This window comes from Variovorax sp. E3, from assembly GCF_016082275.1.
Taxonomy (GTDB): Bacteria; Pseudomonadota; Gammaproteobacteria; order Burkholderiales; family Burkholderiaceae_C; genus Variovorax.
The window spans coordinates 1-21,520 of record NZ_MOWM01000026.1 but is presented as its reverse complement, the minus strand read 5'-3'; the positions used below and the strand labels follow the sequence as shown (position 1 = coordinate 21,520).

The following is a 21,520-nucleotide window of genomic DNA, read 5'->3' as shown; positions in this document are numbered from 1 at the left end:
AGGAAGCTCAGGCGTCCAGCTGTGCGAGGCGCTGCAGCTTGCGTTCGCTCATGCGCTTGGCCAGGCGCGGCAGCACCAGCACGGCCACCACGATGATCACCAGCGCGATCGACATCGGGCGCTGGAAGAACACCATTGCGCTACCCTCGCCGATCGACATCGCGTTGCGCAGTTGCGCTTCGGCGAGCGGGCCCAGGATCATGCCGACCACCACGGGCGCGGTCGGGAAGTCGAAGCGGCGCATCACCACGCCCAGCAGGCCGATGCCGTACAGCAGGAACAGGTCGAACGCGCTCTGGCGCATGCCGTAGGACCCACCGTCGCGAAGATCAGGATGCCGGCGTAGAGCTGGGGCTTCGGAATCTTCAAGAGCTTGACCCACAGGCCGACCATCGGCAGGTTCAGCACCAGCAGCATCACGTTGCCGATGTACAGCGAGGCGATCAGCGCCCACACCAGCGCGGCCGAGGTGGTGAACAGCTGCGGGCCCGGCTGGATGCCGTAGTTCTGGAACGCGCCCAGCAGGATGGCCGTGGTGTTCGACGTCGGAATGCCCAGCGTGAGCAGCGGAATCAGCGCGGCCGTCACCGTGGCGTTGTTGGCGGCCTCGGGGCCGGCCACGCCTTCGATGGCGCCGGTGGTGCCGAACTCGGCCTTGGCTTCCTTGTCCTTGGCCAGCTTCTTTTCGGTCGCATAGCTCAGGAAGGTCGGGATCTCGGTGCCGCCGGCCGGAATGCAGCCGAAGGGCGTGCCGATGGCGGTGCCGCGCAGCCACGCGGGAATGGAGCGCTTCCAGTCGCGCTTGGTCATGTGCACGCGGCTCAACTTGTTCTGGCCTTCGGTGACCTTGCCTTCGTAGAGCACCGCGTACAGCACTTCGGCCACGGCGAACAGGCCCACGGCCACCAGCACGATCTCGATGCCGTCGAGCAGCTCGGGCACGCCGCCGGTGTAGCGGCCCTGGCCCGAGATCTGGTCGAGGCCCACGCAGCCAGCGGCCAGGCCGACGAACAGCGCCGTCATGCCGCGCAGCGTGCTCTTGCCGAGCACCGCGCTCACCGTGGTGAAGGCCAGCAGCATCAGCAGGAAATACTCGGGCGGGCCGAGCTTGACCGCGAACTCGGCCACGAAGGGCGCGAACAGCGTGACGATGACGGTGGCGATGGTGCCGGCCACGAACGAGCCGATGGCGGCGGTGGCGAGCGCCGCGCCCGCCCTGCCGCTCTTGGCCATCTTGTTGCCCTCCATCGCGGTCACCATGCTGGCGGTCTCGCCGGGCGTGTTCAGCAGGATGGACGTGGTCGAGCCGCCGTACATGGCGCCGTAGTAGATGCCCGAGAAGAAGATCATCGAGGCCGTGATGTCGACCTTGCCGGTGATCGGCAGCAGCATGGCCACGGCCACGGCCGGGCCGATGCCGGGCAGCACGCCCACGGCCGTGCCGAGCGCGCAGCCGACCAGGCACCAGAGCAGATTGATCGGGGTGATCGCGGTGGCGAACCCCGTCATCAGTGCGTTGAAGATATCCATGTCAGAGCCACCCGGTGGAAGTAAGGCCCGGCAGGCTGATGGCCAGGAATTTCGTGAACATCCAGAACACCGGCGCCGAGATCAGCGCGCCGGCAATGAAGTCGGTGGCCCAGGTGCGCGGCGCATTGACGCCGGCCTGCCCGCTCGCGCGGCGCAGCCCCTGCACGGCCAGCACGTAGCACAGCGTGCAGCTCAGGATGAAGCCGAGCGTGGTGATGAGCGCCGCATTGAGCAGCAGCCCCGCCGACACCCAGATGAAGCCGGGCCAGTAGGCGTGGTCGGCGCCAGAGGGCGCGTCGAGCTCGCGGAAGCCGCCGGTGCGTGCTTCCCAAAGAATCCATCCACCGCACAGCACGAGCACCACCGACACCAGCCAGGGCAGGAAGTTGGGTCCGACGCCGCCGTAGCCGGCCTCGGAAGAAATGCCGATGGCGCCGAAAGCCAGCGCCAGGCCGGTCAGCAGCACGCCGGCGCCGACCAGGGTTTGCGGCCATGTGGCCGCGGGATTGCCGGCCCCGTCGGAAGACGGGACCGTGGAGTCTGGAGTTGTCATTTTTTATCCTGGAGTGGGAGTACCGACGCCCCCTTCCAGAAACACCGCGAAACCGGCTGTGCCGGGCCGCAGGTGTTGCCCCCGGCAGGGGGTTGGCGAAGCGACACGAAGTGCACGCAGCCTGGGGGCGAGCCCTGTTCAGACCATGCCGGACTTGGTCATGATGGCGCGCAGGCTGGCGAAGTCGTCGTCGACAAACTTCGCGAAGCTTCGCCCGACAGCACGGCGGGCGTCCAGTCGTTCTTCTTGAGCGATTCGGCCCACGACGCGCTCTTCATGGCGGCCAGCACCATGTCGGTCAGCGACTTGCGCTGCTCGGCCGAGATGCCGGGCGCGCCGTACACGCCGCGCCAGTTGCCGATTTCGACGTCGATGCCCTGCTCTTTCAGCGTGGGCACGTCGATGCCCGGCAGGCGCTGGGCCGAGGTGACGGCAATGGCCTTCATCTTGCCGGCGGCGATGTACTCGGCGAACTCGCTGTAGCCGCTGCCGCCGATGGTGACGTTGCCGCCCAGGATGGCGGCGGTGGCCTCACCGCCTCCGCGGAAGGCCACGTAGTTGATCTTCGAGGGGTCGGCACCGACCTTCTGCGCGATCATGGCCGCGGCGATGTGCTCGGTGGAGCCGCGCGAACCGCCGCCCCACTTCACGCTGCCCGGGTCCTTCTTGAGCTGGTCGACCACGTCCTTCATGGTCTTGAAGGGCGAGTTCGACGGCAGCACGAACACGTTGTATTCGGTGGTCAGGCGCGCGATGGGCGTGGCCTGCGACAGGTTGACCGGCGGCTTGCCGGTGATGATGCCGCCCAGCATGACCGAGCCCATGACCATCAGCGCGTTGGCGTCGCCCTTGGAGCCGTTGACGAACTGGGCCAGGCCCAGTGCGCCGGCGGCGCCGCCCTTGTTGTCGTAGGTGACGGTGTCGGCCACCTTGGCGTCGTTCAGCGCCTTGCCCAGCGCGCGGCCGGTGGTGTCCCAGCCGCCACCGGGGTTGGCCGGGATCATCATCTTGACGTTGGCGGCGGCCCGGGCGGACAGTGGAAGGGCCCCGGCGGCGGCCAGCGCGGCCAAGGACTTCAAAAAGGTATCGCGACGCATTGTTGTCTCCTGAGACTGGAAGGAACTTGAAAGGAACCTGACTTGAACCTGAGTATCATGCGCCGCCCCGCTGTCAGTTGGCTGTCCGCCAGACTGGGGAAAACACCGAAATCCCCCTACCCGTTTCCCGCATGAAGCTGCTGCTGGTCGAAGACGACCCCTCGATGCAAATCACCCTGCAGCGCACCCTCGGGCGCCGGCGGATCGACGTGCGCGTCTGCGGCGACGGGGCACTGGCCGTGGCCCAGTGGCACGCCATCGAGCCCGACGTGGTGGCGCTCGACCTGAGCCTGCCCAACCTCGACGGCCTGCAGGTGCTGGCACAGGCCCGGGCCGAGGGCCTGCGCACGCCGGTGCTGCTGCTCACGGCGCGCGGCACGGTGGGCGACCGCATCGTCGGCCTGAACGCGGGCGCGACGACTACCTGCCCAAGCCCTTCGACCTGGACGAGCTGGAGGCGCGTATTCGCGCGCTGCGCCGCCGCAGCCATGGCGTGGCCACCGACATGGGGCTGAACCCGCAGGAGATCGGCGGGCTGCGCTTCGAGCCCGACAACGGCGCCATCTACAACCGCGCCGACCTGCTCGAGCTCACGCCGCGCGAACTGGCGCTGATGAAGGCGCTGATGATGAAACCCGGCCACGCCGTGACCAAGGAGCGCCTGTTCGAGCTGGTGTTCCCCGGCGAGACCGAGGTGCAGTACGAGGCCATCGAGGTGGTGGTGTACCGGCTGCGAAAGAAGCTCGCGGGCACCGGCGCCGTGCTGATGACCATGCGCGGGCTCGGCTACTTGCTGCGCCCGGAAACATGATTCACCCCCAGGCTCCGCGCACTTCGTGTCGCTTCGCCCACCCCCTTGCAGGGGGCAACGCCTGCGGCCCGGCAAAGCCGGTTCCGCGGCGTTCCCCGACCTGCAAGCCATTTCGATGAGCCGCGCGATCTCGCTTCGCGCCAGGCTGCTGCTCGGCATCCTCGCGCCGATTGCCGTGTTCATCGTGATCAACAGCGTGAGCCTGTACCGCCAGAGCTTGGCCGCGGCCACCACGGCCTACGACCGCACCTTGCTCGCGTCGGCCAAGACCATCGGCGAGCAGCTCGACGTGGAGGGCTACGACGAGATGGCGCAGCTGCGCGCGATCGTGCCCTACTCCGCGCTCGAGCCTTCGAGGCCGACAACCGCAGCCGGCTGTTCTACCGGGTGTCGGCGCTCGACGGCGAAATGATCTCGGGCTTTGCCGAGCTGCCGTTCTGGCGCGGCCGCATTCCCGACCGCAGCGCCTACGCGGCGCTGGTCGATTTCTACGACGCGCAATTCCGCAACCAGCCGGTGCGCGTGGCGGTGCTGCTGCAGCCGGTGGCCAGCGCGCGAGGCCGTGGCATGGCGGTGGTGCAGGTGGCCGAGACGCTGGAGATTCGCGAGACGCTGGCGCGCAAGCTGCTGCTCGACACGCTGTGGCGCCAGTTCCTGCTGATGGGCGTGATCGCGCTGGCCACGCTGTTCGTGGTGCAGCGCGCGACGCGGCCGGTGCGCGAGCTGGGCGAAGCCATCGAGAAGCGCGCGGCCGACGACCTCTCGCCCATCGACGCGCCCGATGCCCCGCGCGAGCTGCGCCCGCTGATCGACGCCACCACCGAAGTCATGGGCCGGCTGCAGCGGCTGCTCGACCACCAGAAGCGCTTTGTGCGCGACAGCGCGCACCAGCTGCGCACGCCGCTCGCGGTGCTCAAGGCGCAGGTGCAGTCGGCACGGCGCGGCGACGTGGCGCCCGAACAGGCGCTGGGCGAAATCAGCCAGACCGTGGAGCGCGCGACCACGCTGGCCAACCAGATGCTGTCGCTGGCCAAGGTGGAGCAGTTGCGCCAGCAGCCGGAGTCGGTGGCGCTCGACCTGGGCGCCATCGCACGGCAGATCGCGCTCGACCTGTCGCCGCTGGTGGCCGACAAGGCGCTGGACTTCGAGCTGGCCATCGACGCGCCGGTGGTGGTGCGCGCGCACCAGTGGATGCTGCAGGAGCTCACGCGCAACCTGCTGCACAACGCCATCAAGCAAAGCCCGGCGGGCGCGGCCCTGTCGGTGTCGGTGCGCGCCGAGGGCGGCGAGGCCGTGCTCACCGTGCGCGACGACGGCCCGGGCATTTCGCCCGAATTGCGGCAGCGGCTGTTCGCGCCTTTTTCCGCCGGCAGCGCGTCAAGCGGCTCGGGGCTGGGGTTGGCGATCTGCCGCGAGATCGTGCTGGCGCTGGATGGGCGCATCGCGCTGGACAACCGTGTCGCGCCCGCCACGCCGGACGGCGCCGCGCGGATGATCGGGCTCGACGCCGTGGTGCATCTGCCGCTGTGGCGGCACAATTCCTGATATCCACTCGCAATATCCATGGAACGTCTGCGCATCGACAAATGGCTCTGGGCCGCCCGCTTCTTCAAGACGCGCTCGCTGGCCGCGGAAGAAATCGGCAAGAACCGCGTGCAGGTGAACGGCGACATCGCCAAGGCCTCGCGCGAGGTCAAGGCCGGCGACACCGTGACGATGCGCCAGGGCGCTCAGACGCGGACCGTGACGGTGCGCGGCGTCAGCGGCCAGCGCGGCCCGGCGCCGGTGGCGCAGCTGCTGTACGAGGAAACCGCCGAGAGCATTGCCGCCCAGGTCGCGATGCGCGAGCTGCGCCGCATGGGCAGCGAGCCGGCCCTGGCCATCGAGCAGGGCCGCCCCACCAAGCGCGACCGCCGCGAGCTCGACGGCGCGGTGCGGCATGCCGAATGGGACAACCGCTGGAGCGCCTCGCTGGACCCGGAAGAGCCTGAACGCTGAGGGCCGATCGCCGACTGCCGATCGCTTACCCTGTGGGCCTTCCTACTTCTTCGAGGAGTTCCACTGCATGGCCAGCTTCAAGAAATACCGCGTCGGCGACAAGTTCAAGCTCTCTCACATCGACCCCGACGACACGCCTTTTTGCGAGGGCGACGAAGCCTCGCAGCGCGCGGAAGTCGATGCGCTCGCCGTCGAGCTCGACGAACTGCAAGACCTGCTGCATGCCGAAGGCAAGCGCAAGCTGCTGCTGGTGCTGCAGGGGCTGGACACCAGCGGCAAGGACGGCACGGTGCGTTGGGTGTTCTCGCGCACCTCGCCGCTCGGCGTGCGCGTGACGGCCTTCAAGGCACCCAACGACGAAGAGCGCGCGCACGACTACCTCTGGCGCTGCCATGCCGCCGTGCCGCGCACCGGCGAGATCATGGTGTGGAACCGCAGCCACTACGAAGACGTGCTGGTGCCCGTGGTCGAAGGCTGGATCGACAAGGCCGAGGCCAAGCGCCGCTACGCGCAGATCAACGACTTCGAACGGCTCTTGACCGAGACCGGCACGGTGGTCATCAAGTGCATGCTGCACATCGACAAGGACGAGCAGCGCGAGCGCCTGCAGGCGCGCATCGACACGCCCGGCAAGCAGTGGAAGTTCAGCATGGACGACCTCGCGGTGCGCGGCAAGTGGAGCGCCTACCAGCAGGCCTACCAGAGCGCGCTCGCCGCCACCTCGACGGACCACGCGCCGTGGCACGTGATACCCGCCAACAGCAAGCGGCACCGCAACGTGATGATCGCGCAGCTGCTGGTGAAGACGCTGCGGCAGATGAAGCTCAAGGCACCGCCGCCCGATCCGGCGCTCAAGGGCATGATCATCAAGTGATGCGCGTCACGGCCGGGGGAAGCGGCCTTTCGTGTCGCTTTTGTAAAGTGCCATTTCGCCTACGCGAGCGGCCTGGGGCCCACCACTAAGCTGGCTTCCGCACCGATCGCGGTGCAACAACCAGAAGGACTCCAACATGAAAAAAACAATCTTCGTTCTTGCCGCCTGCCTGCTCGCATCCACCGCCGCGCTGGCCCAGCCGGGACCGCGCGGCCCGGGCCCCGGATATGACCGTGGGCACCACCGCCCGCACAAGGTGTGGGTGCCGGCGCACCGCGAGCACGGCCGCATGGTGCGCGGCCACTACGTCTGGCGCTGACGCCGGCGGCTGAACAAACTCAGGAGCGGCGGATCAGCGCCTGTGCGAGCACGCGGCACTTGCCGAACTCGCAGCGCACCGCCCAGGTGGCGCCGTTGTCGCAAGGCACGTTGTAGGTTTCGTAGCCCGGGCCCTTGGCCGTGAGTTCGGCGCGCGGCTGCAGGTTGCAGCGGCCGGCCTTGGCCAGGGTCTCGACGTTGTATGTGTCGACACCAGTGCGGCGCGGCTTCATCAGCACCACGCTCGGGTTGAAGTTGTTGTCGCCGTAGAAGGTGTCGCGCACGCCTTCGTCGAGGTTGCGATAGCCGCGCTTGGCCAAGCAATGCACGACGGCGATCTGCTGGTGCTCGGCAATGAGGCTGGCCGAGGGCTGCCCCGCGAAGTCGACGGCAGCCGAGCCGAAGCCCCCCACCGCGACGCCGCTCGCCAGGCCCTGGCTGTACCAGGTGACGAGCCCCAGCCCGATGGCGGCCCACATCGCATCGGGGTTGGCTTGGCTGCGCGCGGTGATGCGCGTGGCGGTCTCACGGCAAGCGGCCACGTCGGCGGCGTAGCGCGCCTTGTCGACGCCCTCCATGGCGACCTTCGGCACATAGGAGAGGCCGGTCCCGTTCCGGGTTCGGTCGGCGTCACCGGCTGGCTCACACAGCCAGCCAATGCGACAGCAACGGCCGCAATGCTCAGCAGGAACTTCATGCAATCCCTCGTCTTCTTCGCGATAGTTGCGGGGATTTAACCATACATATAGTTACTCTTGAATCGCCTTGTCGCGAATGCACGACGCCCAGGATTTGCGACGATGCACCGAACGCATCACCGCCCCGCCCATGAAGATCGAGACCGTCGCCAAGTTCCTTTTCACGCTCATCAGCATCGGGGTGCTCGCGTTGAGCGGCTATCTCCTCTATGGCAAGCTGAAGTTCATCATGTCGGCCGAGCGGGTGCAGGGCCAGGTGATCGACCTGCAGCACGTGCGCAGCACCAACAAGAACAACACCGAGGGCACCTGGCGGCCGGTGGTGCGCTTCCGGGCGCGTCCGGGGCGCTGATCGACTTCACCACCTCGAGCAGCAGCGGCACGCCGCGCTACGAGACAGGCGAGAGCATCCAGGTGTTCTTCCAGCCCTCGGACCCGGCCGACGCCCTGCTCGACGACCCGTTCGAGCTGTGGGGCGGCCCGGCGATGGCCGGCATCATCGGCGCCGTCTTCTCGCTGTTCGCCTGGTTCCTGTGGCGGATCGGGCGCGACGAGAAAACGCAGGCCTGAGCATGGCGCCTTTCATCGGAAAGCGCCGCCGCGCGCGACGCCTGCTGGCCGCCGCCGGCCTTCTTGCCGCGCAGGCGGCCATGTCCGCGGCCGCCCAGACCGCGCCGGCGGACCTGGCGCAGAAGAACGGCTGCATGTCCTGCCACGGCCTCGTCCACAAGCAGGTGGGCCCGGGCTTCGCGCAGATCGCCGAACGCTACCGCAACGACAGTGAAGCGCCCGCGCGCCTGGCCGGCAGGATCCGCGGCGGCAGCGTGGGCAACTGGGGCCGCGTCATCATGCCGCGCCAGCCCCAGGTGTCCGAAGCCGAGGCACAGGCGCTGGCGCGGTGGGTGCTGTCCCGGCCCGCGACACACTGACACGCGGCCGCCCGCCTCCTGCGGGGAAGACCCGCAGAACGCCGGATTGGTAACAAAGAGCGAAAATGGGTTACATACTGGGTGCGTCAATTTTTGGACGCGCCCTCCCGAACCGCCTTGAATTCCCGTCCCGCGCCTTTCTTCGCCAATGTGGTGCTCGTCCTGTCGATGACGCTGCTTGCCGTGATCGGCGCCTTCTTCGGCGGAACCGCCGGCCTGCAGCAGTCCCACGCGGCGCTGCACCTGCGGCAGGCCGACTGGCAGGCCCAGGACTCCTCGGGGTTCAGCACGCCGCCCATGCACCGGGACAGCCGCGACCTGCCCGACGACTGGCGTCCGGTCGAGCTGCCGCTGGCCATGCCCATCGCGCTGCTGCGCCAGGCCGACACCGATGCCGCCGTCGGCACTACCACCACCAGCAACGCGGCCACGCCTCGCGCCTTCCGGGCGACCCGCACGACCTGGCTGCGGGTCTCCACGCGCGACCTGCCGCCCTCGTCCGGGCCGCTGGCGCTGTATGGCGCCCGCATCAAGACCGATGGCACCATCGCCGTGTATGCCGACGGCCGCCTGGTGCATCGCGCGCAGCAACTGGGCCCGCTGTGGAACAGCACCCGCACCCCGCTGTGGGTCGAACTCGACAAGCACACCGACGGCACGCCGCCGCACGAGATCCTCATCCGCCTGGAGCACTCCCGCAACACGCAGGTGGCGGTGTCGTCGCTGTGGGTCGGACCCGTCGAGGCGCTGCGAGGCCGCCACGGCCTGCGCCAATGGCTGCAGCAGGAGCTGCCCGCGATGCTCAGCGCCGCCTTCATGGCGGTGGGCGTGTTCGCGCTGTTCGTGTGGTTCAGGCGGCGCGACGAGACCGGCTATTTGCTGTTCTTCAATCTCTCGGCCACGTCCTTCATGCGGGGCCTGCATTTCTACGTGGGCCAGCCGGTCGCCAACGACTGGTTTGCCTGGCTGACCGTCAACTCGCTGTTCTGGTTGGTGCTGGTGGTGCATTTCTTTTTGCGGCAGTTGCACCAGCGGCGGCTCAAGTGGCTGACGCATGCCGTGGTGGCAGCCACCGCCGCCATCGGCGTGCTGACCCTGCCCGGCCTGAACCTGGTGCAGAACACGCCCCGCGTGACGCCGTTGATCTACGCGGTCGCGGCCCTCATGGGCACCGCCGTCTGCCTGGTCGGCGGCATCAGCGCATGGCGCCGCTCCACCGAGGGCCGGCTGGTGGCGGTCGGCATCGGTATCTGCGTGCTGCTGGGCATGACCGACTGGCTGCTGCAGAACAACTTCATCAGCCCGAGTTGGTACCTTGGCGCGTACACCAACGCCGTGACCTTCAGCGTGTTCGGCGCGCTGATGTACCGGCGCTACATGCACGCCATCGGCGCGGTGGAGCAGCTGAACGCGAGCCTCGCCGAACGGCTGCACAAGCGCGAGGCCGAGCTCGAACTCAGCCACCGGCGGCTGCGCGACATCGAGCGGCTGCAGACCATCAGCGACGAACGCCAGCGCCTGATGCAGGACATGCACGACGGGCTGGGCTCGTCGCTGGTCAGCGCGATCCGCTCGGTCGAAAGCGGCGGCATGAGCGACGAGAAGATCTCGCAGATTCTCAAGAGCTGCCTCGACGACCTGAAGCTGACGCTCGACTCGCTGGAGCCGGTCGAGGCCGACCTGCTGCTGCTGCTCGCGACCCTGCGCTACCGGCTGGCGCCGCGGCTCGAGGGCACGGGGGTGTCGCTGCGCTGGGAAGTGCGGGAGCTGCCCGCCCTGCCCTGGCTCGACCCGTCGAGCGCGCTGCACATCCTGCGCATCGTGCAGGAGAGCATCTCGAACATCCTGCGCCACACGCGGGCGACGGAAATCCGCGTGGAGACTGCGCTGCACGCCGACGGCGTGCGCGTGACGATCGAGGACAACGGGCAGGGTTTCGACGTCGACAAGGTGCTGGCCTCGCCGTCGGGGCGGGGCATGCAGAACCAGCGACGGCGCGCGGCGTCGATCCAGGGCGAGGTCAGTTGGGAGTCGCGGCCGAGCGGAACGCGGTTTGTGCTGTGGCTGCCGTTGGAGCGCGAGGCACGGGTCGCTGCGGCGTGAGGCCTTCGGGCGCCATGCCCTCTTCTCTCTTTAGAGCGCGGCCTCGATCTGGAGATCAGCGGTGAGCTCGCTCGCTACCAGTTTCAGGCCTCGAAGCAGCCCAAACAAAAAGCCCCTGTAGCTGGACAGCTACAGGGGCTTTTGTTTGGCGGAACCGGAGGGATTCGAACCCTCGATGAGGCTCTACACCCCATACTCCCTTAGCAGGGGAGCACCTTCGGCCACTCGGTCACAGTTCCTGAAAGAAGCCACGATTATGCCATTACTTAGGCGCTCGGTTGATCCAGATCGAAGGCTTTATGCAATGCGCGCACTGCAAGTTCCATATATTTTTCATCGATCACGACCGAGGTCTTGATTTCGCTGGTCGAGATCATCTGGATGTTGATGCCCTCTTCGCTCAACACGCGGAACATCTTGCTCGCGACGCCCACATGGCTGCGCATGCCGATGCCCACGATGCTGACCTTGCAGATCTTGGTGTCGCCCACGATCTCGGTCGCGCCCAGCGAAGGCATGACCTTCGACTGCAGCAGGTCGACCGTCTTCGCGTATTCGTTGCGATGCACGGTGAAGCTGAAGTCGGTCTTGCCGTCCTTGCTGAGGTTCTGGATGATCACGTCGACTTCGATGTTGGCGTCCGCCACGGCACCGAGGATGTGATACGCGATGCCCGGCTTGTCGGGGACGCCGAGCACCGAGATCTTGGCTTCGTCGCGGTTGAATGCGATGCCGGATACGACGGCTTGTTCCATGTTTTCGTCTTCCTCGAAAGTGATCAGCGTGCCGGACTTGGCCTCTTCATTGATGTCGATGTCCCACGGCGTGAAGCTCGAAAGCACGCGCAGCGGCACCTTGTACTTGCCGGCGAATTCCACCGAGCGGATTTGCAGGACCTTGGAGCCCAGGCTCGCCATTTCGAGCATCTCTTCGAAGCTCACGGTGGTGAGGCGACGCGCATCGGGCTCGACGCGCGGGTCGGTCGTGTAGACGCCGTCGACGTCGGTGTAGATCAGGCACTCGTTCGCCTTCATGGCCGCGGCAATGGCCACGGCCGAGGTGTCGCTGCCGCCACGGCCGAGCGTGGTGATGTTGCCCGCGTCGTCCACGCCCTGGAAGCCGGTGATGACCACCACCTTGCCGGCGTTCAGGTCGGCCATCACGCGTGCATCCTCGATGCTTTCGATGCGGGCCTTGGTGTACGAGTTGTCGGTGCGCACCGAGACCTGCCAGCCCGCGTAGCTCACGGACTCGACGCCCTCGGCCTGCAACGCGATGGCCAGCAGCGCCGACGACGCCTGCTCGCCCGTCGCGGCCAGCATGTCGAGTTCGCGGCCGTGGGCCACGCCCGGTTTGCTGGGCGCCAGTTCCTTGGCCAGTCCGAGCAGGCGATTGGTCTCGCCGCTCATGGCACTCGGAACCACGATCATCTGGTGGCCGGCACGCGCCCACTTGGCGACGCGCTTGGCGACATTCTTGATGCGCTCGGTCGAGCCCATCGACGTACCGCCGTATTTGTGAACGATCAATGCCATGGATGAAATCAGAGAAAAGGAAAGGGCCGCTTGAAAGGCGGCGCCCTGCAAGCTGTCAGAGCAAAGTCTTCGGCGAGGGCGGGGCATTGTACCAATGCAGGAAATCGCCCTGCCGCTCGATGAATCCCGCGGCCACCTTCAGGTGGATCCGGTGGCCACGGGTGGTGCAGGCGCGCACCTGTCCGAGCAGCTGGTCGAGCTGCGCGGCGCTGGGCGCGCAACCGTGCGCCTGCATGAGCCAGTGGCGCAGCACGTTGGCCTGCCGGGCAGGCGACAGGGTCTGCAGCGTGGCGATGCGGGGCGGGCTGCCGGTCGTTTCCAGGTCTTGCGCGGCCAGCTCGCCCAGCAGTTCCTGCGCCTGCGCCGCGTGGCCGATGCTGCGCGCGAACGTGGCCCTGAATTGCGGAAAAGCCTGCTCCAGCGCGGGCAGCAGCACGGAGCGAATCCGGTTGCGCGTGTAGCGTGCATCGCCGTTGGTCGGGTCTTCGATCCACGGCAGGTCGCGGCCGGCCAGCCATTCGCGGATGTCCGCGCCAGGCACGGCCAGCAGCGGCCTGTGGATGTCGAGCCCGTTGCGCTTCGCATGGGGCGGCATCGAGGCCAAGCCCGGTAGCCCCGCGCCGCGCGAGAGCGCGAGCAACAGAGTTTCGATCTGGTCGTCCGCGTGGTGACCCAGCGCGATGGATTGAACAGCCGCGCCCTCCCCGCCTCCCCCGCCTTCGCGCGCCATCTCGGCGAACGCGCCGTAGCGGGCACGGCGGGCCGCGTCTTCCGGGCTGTCGCCCGGCGCATGCCGCGCATCGACGCGATGCACGCGCAGCGGCACCGCCAGACGCTCGCAAACGTCCCGGCAATGCCGCTCGAAATCGTCGCTGCAGCCTGCAGCCCGTGATGCACGTGAAAGGCGACCACCCGCTGCGGCCAGCGCGCCGCGCAGGCGGCCAGCAAGGCGGTGGAATCGGCACCACCGCTGAACCCCACCGCCAGCGGCCAATGCGCCGGCTCGAACGCGGCCATGGCGCGCTCGAAGGCGGAGTTCATGACAGAGACCGCGTTATCGGCCGTTACCTGCCGTTGTCGGCCTTGGTGTCGTTGAAACGGCCGTAGCTCTGCAGGCGCTCGTAGCGGCGCTCCAGCAATTCCTTCGGCTTCAGGTCGCTGACCTGGCGGAACGCATCGTTGAGCGCGCGCTTCAGGAAGGCGGCCATCTGGCGATGGTCGCGGTGCGCACCGCCGACGGGCTCGTTCACGATCTTGTCGACCAGGCCCAGCGCCTTGAGGCGGTGCGCGGTAATGCCCAACGCGTCGGCCGCTTCTTGCGCCTTGTCGCTGGTCTTCCACAGAATGGAAGCGCAGCCTTCGGGGCTGATGACCGAGTAGATCGAATACTGCAGCATCACCAGCTGGTCGCCGACCGAAATGGCCAGCGCGCCGCCGGAGCCGCCCTCGCCGATGATGGTGACGATGATCGGCACCTCGAGCTGCGCCATCTCGAAGATGTTGCGGCCGATGGCTTCCGACTGGCCGCGTTCCTCGGCGTCGATGCCGGGGTAAGCGCCGGGCGTGTCCACGAAGGTGAACACGGGCAGCTTGAACTTCTCGGCGGTCTTCATGAGGCGCAAGGCCTTGCGGTAGCCCTCGGGCTTGCTCATGCCGAAGTTGCGCGCAGTGCGCTCCTTCGTGTCGCGGCCCTTCTGGTGGCCCAGCACCATGCAGGGCACGCCGTTGAAGCGCGCCAGGCCGCCCACGATCGACAGGTCGTCCGAGAAATGCCGGTCGCCGTGCAGTTCGACGAAATCGGTGAAGATTTCGTTGACGTAGTCGAGCGTGTACGGACGCTCCGGATGCCGGGCGATCTTGGTGATCTGCCAGGGCGTCAGGTCGCTGTAGATGTCCTTGGTGAGCTGCTGGCTCTTCTTGCCGAGCTGGTCGATTTCTTCAGAAATGTCGACCGCCGATTCGGTCTGCACATAGCGCAGTTCTTCGATTTTTGTTTCGAGTTCAGCAATGGGCTGCTCGAAGTCGAGGAAGGTTCGTTTTGCCAACGTCTTCTCCTGTGTTCAATACGCAACTGGAACCGGGTCCAGCGATCGCCAAATATACCAAGTCGCCACGCTGCAATACGGGGCCCAGGCCACGGCGACGTCGCGGGCATCGCTGCGGCTCACCGGATCGCCCGAAAAATAATTCACGCTGATGCCGTTGAGCAGCCCCAGGTCGTCGACCGGGAGCACGTTCGGGCGCATCAGGTGGAAGATGAGGAACATCTCGGCCGTCCAGCGGCCGATGCCGCGAATGGCCACGAGTTCTTCGATGATGAGCTCGTCCGACATGTCCTTCCACGAATCGACATGCACCATGCCCGAGTCGAAGTGAAGCGCCAGGTCGACGAGGTACTCGATCTTGCGTGCCGACAGCCCGGCCGCGCGCATGTCGTCGACCTTGAGCTTGAGCACGTTGGCCGGCGTCAGCTTGCGCGGCAGCGCGGCGAACTTGTCCCACACCGACTGCGCGGCCTTCACCGAGATCTGCTGGCCGACCACGCTGCGCGCCAGCGTGGTGAAAGCGTCACCGCGCGACTCGAGGCAGGCGTCGCCGAACTCGGGATCAACCGCTTCATGACGCGGTCTTTCTTGGCCAGGTGCTTGCATGCCTCTTCCCAATAGTCCGGCGTATAGATCTGAACGCTGGTCTTCTTGGTGGCGGGCATGGGGTTCGTCGTTCCGTTCACTGCGCAGCCGCCCAGGTCGTTCCCGTGGGCGAATCCTTGAGCACGATGCCCTGCTCGAGGAGTTCCTGGCGAATGCGATCGGCTTCGGCGAAATTCTTCGCGGCCTTGGCGGCGGCTCGCTGCGCGATGCGGGCCTGGATGGCCGCGTCGTCGAGCGTGCTGCCGGCCTGCAAGAAGGCCCGCGGGTTGCCTTGCAGCAAGCCCAGCGAACCGGCCAGCGCCTTCAGCAGGCCGGCCGTTTCCGCGGACTTGGTGCGGTTGACCTCGCCGGCCAGCTCGAACAGCACGGCAATGGCTTCGGGCGTGCCGAAGTCTTCGTCCATGGCGGCCTTGAAGCGCGCGGCGTAGGGCTGCGTCCAGTCGATGGAGGCCACGTCGGCCGGCGCCACCAGGTCGAGCGCGGTGTACAGGCGCTTGAGCGAATTGCGGGCGTCGTCCAGGTGGGCGTCGCTGTAGTTCAGCGCGCTGCGGTAGTGCGTGCGCACCAGGAAGAAACGCAGGCTCTCGGCGTCGTACTTCTGCAGCACTTCGCGGATGGTGAAGAAGTTGCCCAGGCTCTTGGACATCTTCTCGTTGTCCACGCGCACGAAGCCGTTGTGCACCCAGAAGCGCGACAGCGGCTTGCCGTTGGCGCCTTCGCTCTGCGCAATTTCGTTCTCGTGGTGCGGGAACTGCAGGTCGGCGCCGCCGCCGTGGATGTCGAAGGTCTCGCCGAGGGTGGCGCAGCTCATGGCCGAGCACTCGATGTGCCAGCCCGGGCGGCCGGTGCCGTAGGCGCTTTCCCATTTGGCGTCGGCCGGCTCGGTGGGCTTGGCGGCCTTCCAGAGCACGAAGTCGAGCGGGTCCTGCTTGCCGTCGAGCACGGCCACGCGCTCGCCTGCGTGCAGCTCGTCGAGCGACTTGCCCGACAGCTTGCCGTAGCCCGGGAACTTGCGCACCGCGTAGTTCACGTCGCCGTTCTCGGAGCGGTAGGCCAGGCCCTTTTGCTCCAGCTTCTCGATGATGCCCAGCATCTGCGGCACGTATTCGGTGGCGCGCGGCTCGATGGTGGGCGGCTCGATGCCGAGCGCACCGATGTCCTCGTGCATGGCCGCGATCACTTCGTCGGTCAGCGCGCGGATGGTGATGCCGCGCTGCACCGCGCGGGCAATGATCTTGTCGTCGATGTCGGTGATGTTGCGCACGTAGGTCACGGCGTAGTCGCTGGCGCGCAACCAGCGCTGCACCACGTCGAACGCCATCATCATGCGGGCGTGGCCGATGTGGCAGAAATCGTAGACCGTCATGCCGCAGACGTACATGCGCACCTGTCCGGGTTGCAGGGGGGAGAATTCCTCCAATTCACGCGACAGCGTGTTGTAGATGCGCAGACTCATGAGATTCGGAAAGCGTCGCTTCGCGCACGTGCGGCACGGGCGAACGACGGTGTTTTTCAGGGTGACGGGGGCTGTGGTCGCGAGGGGTTGGACATGGCCCCTCGGCTACAATGCAACCTAGTATAAACGGCTGCTGCCGAGTATCTCCCGGGTGTTCCCCAAGCCCGCACTTCCCACTCCGAGGCTTCATGAAGCACGCCGCTTTCTCCAGAATCCCCCTTGTTTTCGCACTGCTGTTCGGCCTGTGGGGCGCCGCCGCGCACGCCAACGAATACGACGACGTGAACCTGCTGCTGCGCCAGGGCAAGCCGGCCGAGGCGCTGGCCAAGGCCGACACCTACATCGCCGGCAAGCCGCGCGACCCGCAGATGCGCTTCCTGCGCGGCGTGATCCTGACCGAGCAGAACAAGCAGGACGAGGCCATCGTCGCCTTCACCCAGCTCACGCAGGACTTCCCCGAGCTTTCGGAGCCCTACAACAACCTGGCCGCGCTCTACGCGTCGCAGAGCAAGTTCGACCAGGCGCGCACCGCGCTCGAGCAAGCCATCAAGCTCAATCCGAACTACGCCACGGCGCACGAGAACCTGGGCGACGTGTACGCCCGCCTCGCGGCCCAGGAATATGTGCGCGCCCAGCAATTCGCCAGCACCAATTCGAGCGTTGCGCCCAAGCTGTCGCTGATCCGCCAGATCTTCACCTCGAAGTCCGAAGCCGAAGCCGCCGCGCTGCCCGCCGCGCCGGTGGTCATCCGCAAGCCGGTCGGTCGCACCAGCAAGTAATCACGGCGACAGCCGGCCCGCGCGCGCCCCACGTGGCGCCCATCGTGTCGGCGCCGCCCTCCCCCTTTCGCACACGGAGCATCACTTGACGATCCACGCACTCTCCCGATTCAGCCGCCGCAGCGCCCTGGTGCTGGCCGCCGCCCTCACGCTCACCGCCACCGCGTATGCGCAAACGGCGGCAGCGCCGCGCGTCAAGCTCGCCACCTCGGCCGGCGACATCGTGGTCGAACTCGACGCCGCCAAGGCACCCAAGTCGGTCGACAACTTCCTGCAATACGTCAAGGACAAGCACTACGACGGCACGGTGTTCCACCGCGTCATCGACGGCTTCATGATCCAGGGCGGCGGCTTCACGGCCGACATGAAGCAAAAGCCCACGCGCGCACCCATTCCGCTGGAAGCCAGCAACGGCCTGAAGAACGACAAGTACACCATCGCGATGGCCCGCACCGGCAACCCCGACTCGGCCACTTCGCAGTTCTTCATCAACGTGAAGAACAACGACTCGCTGAACGCGCCCAACCCCGACGGCTACGGCTACACCGTGTTCGGCAAGGTCGTCGCCGGCACCGACGTGGTCGACAAGATCCGCGCCGTGCAGACCGGCAACAAGGGCGGCATGCAGAACGTGCCCGTCGAGCCCATCACCATCAAGTCCGCCACCGTGGTGGCGAAGTAATCCGTTTTCCGAAGAAGGAGTCCCTCATGAGCAACCCCCAAGTCGAACTGCACATCAAGAACTACGGCGTGATCACGCTTGAACTCGACGCCGCCAAGGCGCCGAAGTCGGTCGAGAACTTCGTCTCCTACGTGAAGAAGGGCCACTACGACAACACGGTGTTCCACCGCGTGATCCCCGGCTTCATGGTGCAAGGCGGCGGCTTCGAGCCCGGCATGACGCAAAAGCCCACCGGCGCCGAAATCGAGAACGAGGCCAACAACGGCCTGAAGAACAACAACTACACCGTGGCCATGGCCCGCACCAGCGCGCCGCACTCGGCCACCGCGCAGTTCTTCATCAACGTGTCGGACAACGGCTTCCTGAACCACACCGCGCCTTCGGCCCAGGGCTGGGGCTACGCCGTGTTCGGCAAGGTCATTGCCGGCACCGAAGTGGTCGACAAGATCAAGGCCGTGAAGACGGGCCGCAAGGGCTTCCATGACGACGTGCCCCTCGAAGACGTCGTGATCGAAAAGGCCGTCGTCACCGCCGAGTGACGGCCGGCAACGGGTGCTACGCGGCATGAACGACACGGCGCCAACCCCGGCTTTCGCAGAGCTGGTGGCGCCGCCCGCGTGGCGCACCGTCGACCTCATCTCCGACCTGCACCTGCAGGCCGGCGAGCCCGCCACCTTCGAGGCCTGGCGCGGCTACCTGCAGACCACGCCGGCCGATGCGCTGGTGATCCTCGGCGACCTGTTCGAAGTGTGGGTGGGCGACGATTCGGCCGCCCAGCCCGGCTTCGAGGCGCAGTGCGCCGAACTGCTGCGCAGCACGGCGCAGCGGCTGCCCGTGTACTTCATGCACGGCAACCGCGACTTTCTGGTCGGCTCCGCGCTCGCGGCGCAATGCGGCTTCACGCTGCTCGACGACCCCACCGTGCTGGTGCTGCACGGCCAGCGCTGGCTGCTGAGCCACGGGGACGCCCTGTGCCTCGAGGACACCGACTACCTCAAGTTTCGCGCCCAGGTGCGCACGCCCAGTTGGCAGGCCGCGTTTCTCGCGCGCCCGCTCCAAGAGCGCCGCGCGCTCGCGCGTTCGATGCGCGTGCAGAGCGAAGACCGCAAGCGCGACCCCTCGGTCGTCTGGGCCGATGTCGACACCGACGCGGCGCGCCAATGGCTGCAGCAGGCTCAGGCGCATGCGCTGATCCACGGCCACACGCACCGCCCCACCGATCACGACCTGGGCCAGGGCCTGCGCCGCATCGTGCTGAGCGACTGGGACGCCGCGGCCCACCCGCCGCGCGCGCAACTGCTCTGCCTTTCCGCGGCCGGCGCGCAGCGCGTCGACCTGCGCTAGCCGCGCCGCCGCCACCGATGTTCAAGTGGCTGCGCCGGTTGCGCGCCCTGCCCCCGATTCCCGAAGCCGCCTGGCAGGCCGTGCTCGCGCGCTACGCCTTCCTCGGCGACCGCCCCGCCGCCGACGTGCAGCGGCTTCGCAGCCTGACGGCCGAGTTCCTGCGCGACAAGGAATTCCACGGCACCCGGGGCTTCACCATCACCAACGAAGTGGCGCTGGCCATCGCGGCGCAGGCCGTGCTGCCGGTGCTGCACCTCAAGGGCGGGCTGGACTGGTACGACGATTTCGTCGGCATCGTGGTGCATCGCTCCGAGGTCGTGGCGCGGCGCAAGGTGGTCGACGACGCCCAGGTCGTGCACGAGTACAACGAAGTCGTGGCCGGCGAAGCCATGGACCGCGGCCCCGTGATGCTGAGCTGGGACGACGTGCTCGCCAGCAGCATCACGACCGGCGCGGCTACAACGTCGTGATCCACGAGTTCGCCCACAAGATCGACATGCGCAACGGCGACGCCAACGGCTGCCCGCCCCTGCCGCCCGGCTTCGGGGGGCGGCGCAACGCGCGCGAGGCTCGCGCCGCCTGGATGGCCGTCATGAAGGCCGCCTACGACGATTTCCGCGAGAAAACCATCCTGGCCGAACGCTTCGGCGCCGAGCCGCCATGGCTCGATGAATACGGGGCGACGTCGATCACCGAGTTCTTCGCGGTCGCCTGCGAGGCCTACTTCGTGAACCGTCCGAATTTCGGCCGGGATTTCCCCGAAGTGCTCGCGATCTTCGATGAATTCTTTCTGCCTAAACGCCCGTAAACCTTTATCCAGACTCATCCTTCAGCTATCCATTCGATAGCACTCCAGCCTTTACCATTGACAGGTTATCAACTTGCAAAAAAGGTAAACAACATGAGGGATTGGTTCTATCAACTCACGGGCAAAGCGTGGATCGCGCTGGTGTTCGGCATCGGCATCCTGGGCTGGGCGGGCTACGCGCAGTTCAAGGCCAACGCCGACACGCACGGCACGGCGGTGGAAGACCTGGTGGCCAAGAGCGGCACCATCGTCAGCGGCAGCGAGATCACCGAGACCACCAAGCGCCGCCGTGGCGGCAGCAGCACCCGTCACTACTTCGTGCTCGACGCCAAGCTGGCTGACGGCAGCACCGAGAAATGGCGCGTGGACTACGCGGTCGGCCGCAGCAAGCTGGAGCCGCTGATCGACGAAGCCGTCGACGTGCGCGTCGATCCTTCGGACAACAACCTGGTCTACGAGGTCAAGCTGAAGGGCCAGCCGGTGCTGTCGCTTGCCGACGTGCAGAAGATCATGGAGAACAAGGACAAGGCCGCGGCCTCGAGCGCCACCGACAAGGGCACGCTGATCGTCGGCGCCATCGCCCTGCTGCTGGGCATCGGCGGGCTGTTCATCCGGCGCCGCATTGCCAGCGGCTACGCGGCGGAACAAGCGGCCACGGTGCAGACGCCCGTGATCGGCGAGAAGGTCTGAGCGAACAGACGCACGCTCGCGCCCCAAAGAAAAAGACGCCCCGCGGGGCGTCTTTTTCATGGGCGCTTACCGACTCCAGCGGCAGGCTTACTTGCGCAGCAGCGCCTTCAGCGCGTTCTGCAGGCGACGTGCGCTCGAAGCGTCGTGCGCGGCGGCCAGCACCTTGCCGGCGTCCTGGCCCCAGGTCTGGGCCGGTGCTGGGTCGCCGCGCTTCGTCAGCAGCTTGAGCTGCAGCGCGCGGCGCGCGTCGAGCTGCTCGGCGGGTGTCGGCACTTCAGCGGCCATTTCGAGGCGCAGCAGCGCTTCGGCGGCATCGCCGGCGGCAGCCGACGGCGCCGAGCCGATGGCTTGCGACCAGCCGGTGCGCACCGCGGGCGAGACCGCGCGGCCGAGTTCCTGCACGCTGGGCAGCCGGGCGGCATCGCGCTGCTCCCAGGCGCCGAGCACCTGCGTCAGGGCTTCGCCGTGCGCCTGCGCGGCGAGCTTGCGCAGCGCCATGTCGGCGCGCTCGAGCGCTTCGCGCTGGGCGCGGAAAGCCGCGTCGCCCAGGCGCGGGCCACGGTCTTCGAAGCGCGGGGGACGGTCGCCGAAGCGGCCGCCGCCAGGTGCACCGCGATCGCCGCCACGGTCACCGCGCGAATCGGGACGCGGAGCGCCGCGATCG

17 protein-coding genes, 1 tRNA gene and 8 pseudogenes are annotated in these 21,520 nt (G+C 67.3%); 15 read left to right on the top strand and 11 right to left on the bottom strand.

Going from position 1 to position 21,520, the window contains the following annotated elements:
- Positions 1–7: 7 nt before the first annotated feature.
- From BMG07_RS12175 to BMG07_RS12165, 3 genes and pseudogenes are all read right to left on the bottom strand, one after another.
- Positions 8–1,530, bottom strand: a pseudogene (locus tag BMG07_RS12175) (tripartite tricarboxylate transporter permease).
- Position 1,531: 1 nt separating this feature from the next.
- The gene (locus BMG07_RS12170; RefSeq protein ID WP_198084788.1) at positions 1,532–2,083 is read right to left on the bottom strand and encodes a tripartite tricarboxylate transporter TctB family protein; all 552 of its coding nucleotides are present in this window, start codon (positions 2,081–2,083) and stop codon (positions 1,532–1,534) included.
- A gap of 138 nt (positions 2,084–2,221) precedes the next feature.
- Positions 2,222–3,180: pseudogene (locus tag BMG07_RS12165) on the bottom strand (Bug family tripartite tricarboxylate transporter substrate binding protein).
- 131 nt (positions 3,181–3,311) lie between these two features.
- Here BMG07_RS12165 and BMG07_RS12160 point away from each other — a divergent pair.
- From BMG07_RS12160 to BMG07_RS12140, 5 genes and pseudogenes are all read left to right on the top strand, one after another.
- Positions 3,312–3,991 (top strand): annotated as a pseudogene (locus tag BMG07_RS12160) (response regulator).
- A 115-nt stretch (positions 3,992–4,106) separates the two neighbouring features.
- A pseudogene (locus tag BMG07_RS12155) lies at positions 4,107–5,536 on the top strand (sensor histidine kinase).
- 18 nt (positions 5,537–5,554) lie between these two features.
- Positions 5,555–5,989: an RNA-binding S4 domain-containing protein gene (locus BMG07_RS12150; RefSeq protein ID WP_198084787.1), complete on the top strand. Its 435-nt coding sequence runs from the start codon at positions 5,555–5,557 to the stop codon at positions 5,987–5,989.
- A gap of 67 nt (positions 5,990–6,056) precedes the next feature.
- On the top strand, positions 6,057–6,863 hold the full coding sequence (locus BMG07_RS12145) for a PPK2 family polyphosphate kinase (RefSeq protein WP_198084786.1): 807 nt from the start codon (positions 6,057–6,059) through the stop codon (positions 6,861–6,863).
- Between the two features lie 136 nt (positions 6,864–6,999).
- Positions 7,000–7,182, top strand: a complete 183-nt coding sequence (locus BMG07_RS12140) for a hypothetical protein (protein ID WP_198084785.1) — start codon at positions 7,000–7,002, stop codon at positions 7,180–7,182.
- A 19-nt stretch (positions 7,183–7,201) separates the two neighbouring features.
- On the opposite strand, the gene BMG07_RS12135 is transcribed toward BMG07_RS12140, so the two are convergent.
- Positions 7,202–7,774, bottom strand: a complete 573-nt coding sequence (locus tag BMG07_RS12135) for a hypothetical protein (RefSeq protein ID WP_269758883.1) — start codon at positions 7,772–7,774, stop codon at positions 7,202–7,204.
- A 235-nt stretch (positions 7,775–8,009) separates the two neighbouring features.
- Between BMG07_RS12135 and BMG07_RS12130 the strand changes: the two genes are divergently transcribed.
- The 4 genes from BMG07_RS12130 to BMG07_RS12115 all read left to right on the top strand — a co-directional run bounded on the left by BMG07_RS12130 (position 8,010) and on the right by BMG07_RS12115 (position 10,911).
- Positions 8,010–8,231: a DUF3592 domain-containing protein gene (locus BMG07_RS12130; RefSeq protein ID WP_269758886.1), complete on the top strand. Its 222-nt coding sequence runs from the start codon at positions 8,010–8,012 to the stop codon at positions 8,229–8,231.
- Positions 8,189–8,449 carry a DUF3592 domain-containing protein gene (locus BMG07_RS41955; protein ID WP_269758885.1) on the top strand — a complete coding sequence of 87 codons (261 nt, stop codon included), beginning with the start codon at positions 8,189–8,191 and terminating at the stop codon, positions 8,447–8,449. Before BMG07_RS12130 ends, BMG07_RS41955 begins: the two co-directional genes overlap by 43 nt.
- Before the next feature lie 2 nt (positions 8,450–8,451).
- Entirely contained in the window at positions 8,452–8,808 is a 357-nt protein-coding gene (locus tag BMG07_RS12120; protein ID WP_198084783.1) for a c-type cytochrome, read from the top strand.
- A gap of 168 nt (positions 8,809–8,976) precedes the next feature.
- Positions 8,977–10,911, top strand: coding sequence for a sensor histidine kinase (locus BMG07_RS12115; protein WP_198084816.1), 1,935 nt, complete (start codon positions 8,977–8,979; stop codon positions 10,909–10,911).
- Positions 10,912–11,057: 146 nt separating this feature from the next.
- Here BMG07_RS12115 and BMG07_RS12110 read toward each other — a convergent pair.
- From BMG07_RS12110 to cysS, 6 genes and pseudogenes are all read right to left on the bottom strand, one after another.
- Positions 11,058–11,150 (bottom strand) — tRNA-Ser (locus BMG07_RS12110).
- Between the two features lie 27 nt (positions 11,151–11,177).
- Complete coding sequence (locus BMG07_RS12105) at positions 11,178–12,446, bottom strand: aspartate kinase (protein WP_198084782.1); 1,269 nt, start codon at positions 12,444–12,446, stop codon at positions 11,178–11,180.
- A 55-nt stretch (positions 12,447–12,501) separates the two neighbouring features.
- Positions 12,502–13,487, bottom strand: a pseudogene (tilS, locus tag BMG07_RS12100) (tRNA lysidine(34) synthetase TilS).
- A 23-nt stretch (positions 13,488–13,510) separates the two neighbouring features.
- A complete protein-coding gene (locus tag BMG07_RS12095) occupies positions 13,511–14,491 on the bottom strand; it encodes an acetyl-CoA carboxylase carboxyltransferase subunit alpha (RefSeq protein WP_198084781.1) in 981 nt (326 codons plus the stop codon).
- Between the two features lie 15 nt (positions 14,492–14,506).
- A pseudogene (locus BMG07_RS12090) lies at positions 14,507–15,156 on the bottom strand (DNA-3-methyladenine glycosylase).
- Between the two features lie 17 nt (positions 15,157–15,173).
- Positions 15,174–16,553, bottom strand: a complete 1,380-nt coding sequence (cysS, locus tag BMG07_RS12085) for a cysteine--tRNA ligase (RefSeq protein ID WP_198084780.1) — start codon at positions 16,551–16,553, stop codon at positions 15,174–15,176.
- Between the two features lie 188 nt (positions 16,554–16,741).
- On the opposite strand from cysS, the gene BMG07_RS12080 reads away from it, so the two are divergent.
- The 6 genes and pseudogenes from BMG07_RS12080 to BMG07_RS12055 all read left to right on the top strand — a co-directional run bounded on the left by BMG07_RS12080 (position 16,742) and on the right by BMG07_RS12055 (position 20,856).
- Positions 16,742–17,332: a tetratricopeptide repeat protein gene (locus tag BMG07_RS12080; protein ID WP_198084779.1), complete on the top strand. Its 591-nt coding sequence runs from the start codon at positions 16,742–16,744 to the stop codon at positions 17,330–17,332.
- An 85-nt stretch (positions 17,333–17,417) separates the two neighbouring features.
- Positions 17,418–18,014, top strand: coding sequence for a peptidylprolyl isomerase (locus BMG07_RS12075; RefSeq protein WP_198084778.1), 597 nt, complete (start codon positions 17,418–17,420; stop codon positions 18,012–18,014).
- Between the two features lie 26 nt (positions 18,015–18,040).
- Positions 18,041–18,553, top strand: a complete 513-nt coding sequence (locus BMG07_RS12070; RefSeq protein ID WP_198084777.1) for a peptidylprolyl isomerase — start codon at positions 18,041–18,043, stop codon at positions 18,551–18,553.
- Positions 18,554–18,578: 25 nt separating this feature from the next.
- Positions 18,579–19,358, top strand: coding sequence for a UDP-2,3-diacylglucosamine diphosphatase (locus BMG07_RS12065; RefSeq protein WP_198084776.1), 780 nt, complete (start codon positions 18,579–18,581; stop codon positions 19,356–19,358).
- Between the two features lie 17 nt (positions 19,359–19,375).
- A pseudogene (locus BMG07_RS12060) lies at positions 19,376–20,166 on the top strand (zinc-dependent peptidase).
- Between the two features lie 93 nt (positions 20,167–20,259).
- Complete coding sequence (locus BMG07_RS12055) at positions 20,260–20,856, top strand: hypothetical protein (RefSeq protein WP_198084775.1); 597 nt, start codon at positions 20,260–20,262, stop codon at positions 20,854–20,856.
- An 87-nt stretch (positions 20,857–20,943) separates the two neighbouring features.
- Here BMG07_RS12055 and BMG07_RS12050 read toward each other — a convergent pair.
- Positions 20,944–21,520: pseudogene (locus BMG07_RS12050) on the bottom strand (DUF349 domain-containing protein); the annotation flags it as partial.

Excerpts from the sequence above, each read along its gene's own strand:
- BMG07_RS12115 (WP_198084816.1), top strand. The coding sequence starts at position 8,977 with ATGACGCTGCTTGCCGTGATCGGCGCCTTCTTCGGCGGAACCGCCGGC.
- BMG07_RS12120 (WP_198084783.1), top strand. The coding sequence starts at position 8,452 with ATGGCGCCTTTCATCGGAAAGCGCCGCCGCGCGCGACGCCTGCTGGCC.
- BMG07_RS12150 (WP_198084787.1), top strand. The coding sequence starts at position 5,555 with ATGGAACGTCTGCGCATCGACAAATGGCTCTGGGCCGCCCGCTTCTTC.
- BMG07_RS12065 (WP_198084776.1), top strand. The coding sequence starts at position 18,579 with ATGAACGACACGGCGCCAACCCCGGCTTTCGCAGAGCTGGTGGCGCCG.
- cysS (WP_198084780.1), bottom strand. The coding sequence starts at position 16,553 with ATGAGTCTGCGCATCTACAACACGCTGTCGCGTGAATTGGAGGAATTC.
- BMG07_RS12140 (WP_198084785.1), top strand. The coding sequence starts at position 7,000 with ATGAAAAAAACAATCTTCGTTCTTGCCGCCTGCCTGCTCGCATCCACC.
- BMG07_RS12070 (WP_198084777.1), top strand. The coding sequence starts at position 18,041 with ATGAGCAACCCCCAAGTCGAACTGCACATCAAGAACTACGGCGTGATC.
- BMG07_RS12145 (WP_198084786.1), top strand. The coding sequence starts at position 6,057 with ATGGCCAGCTTCAAGAAATACCGCGTCGGCGACAAGTTCAAGCTCTCT.
- BMG07_RS12130 (WP_269758886.1), top strand. The coding sequence starts at position 8,010 with ATGAAGATCGAGACCGTCGCCAAGTTCCTTTTCACGCTCATCAGCATC.
- BMG07_RS12055 (WP_198084775.1), top strand. The coding sequence starts at position 20,260 with ATGAGGGATTGGTTCTATCAACTCACGGGCAAAGCGTGGATCGCGCTG.
- BMG07_RS12080 (WP_198084779.1), top strand. The coding sequence starts at position 16,742 with ATGAAGCACGCCGCTTTCTCCAGAATCCCCCTTGTTTTCGCACTGCTG.
- BMG07_RS12170 (WP_198084788.1), bottom strand. The coding sequence starts at position 2,083 with ATGACAACTCCAGACTCCACGGTCCCGTCTTCCGACGGGGCCGGCAAT.
- BMG07_RS12105 (WP_198084782.1), bottom strand. The coding sequence starts at position 12,446 with ATGGCATTGATCGTTCACAAATACGGCGGTACGTCGATGGGCTCGACC.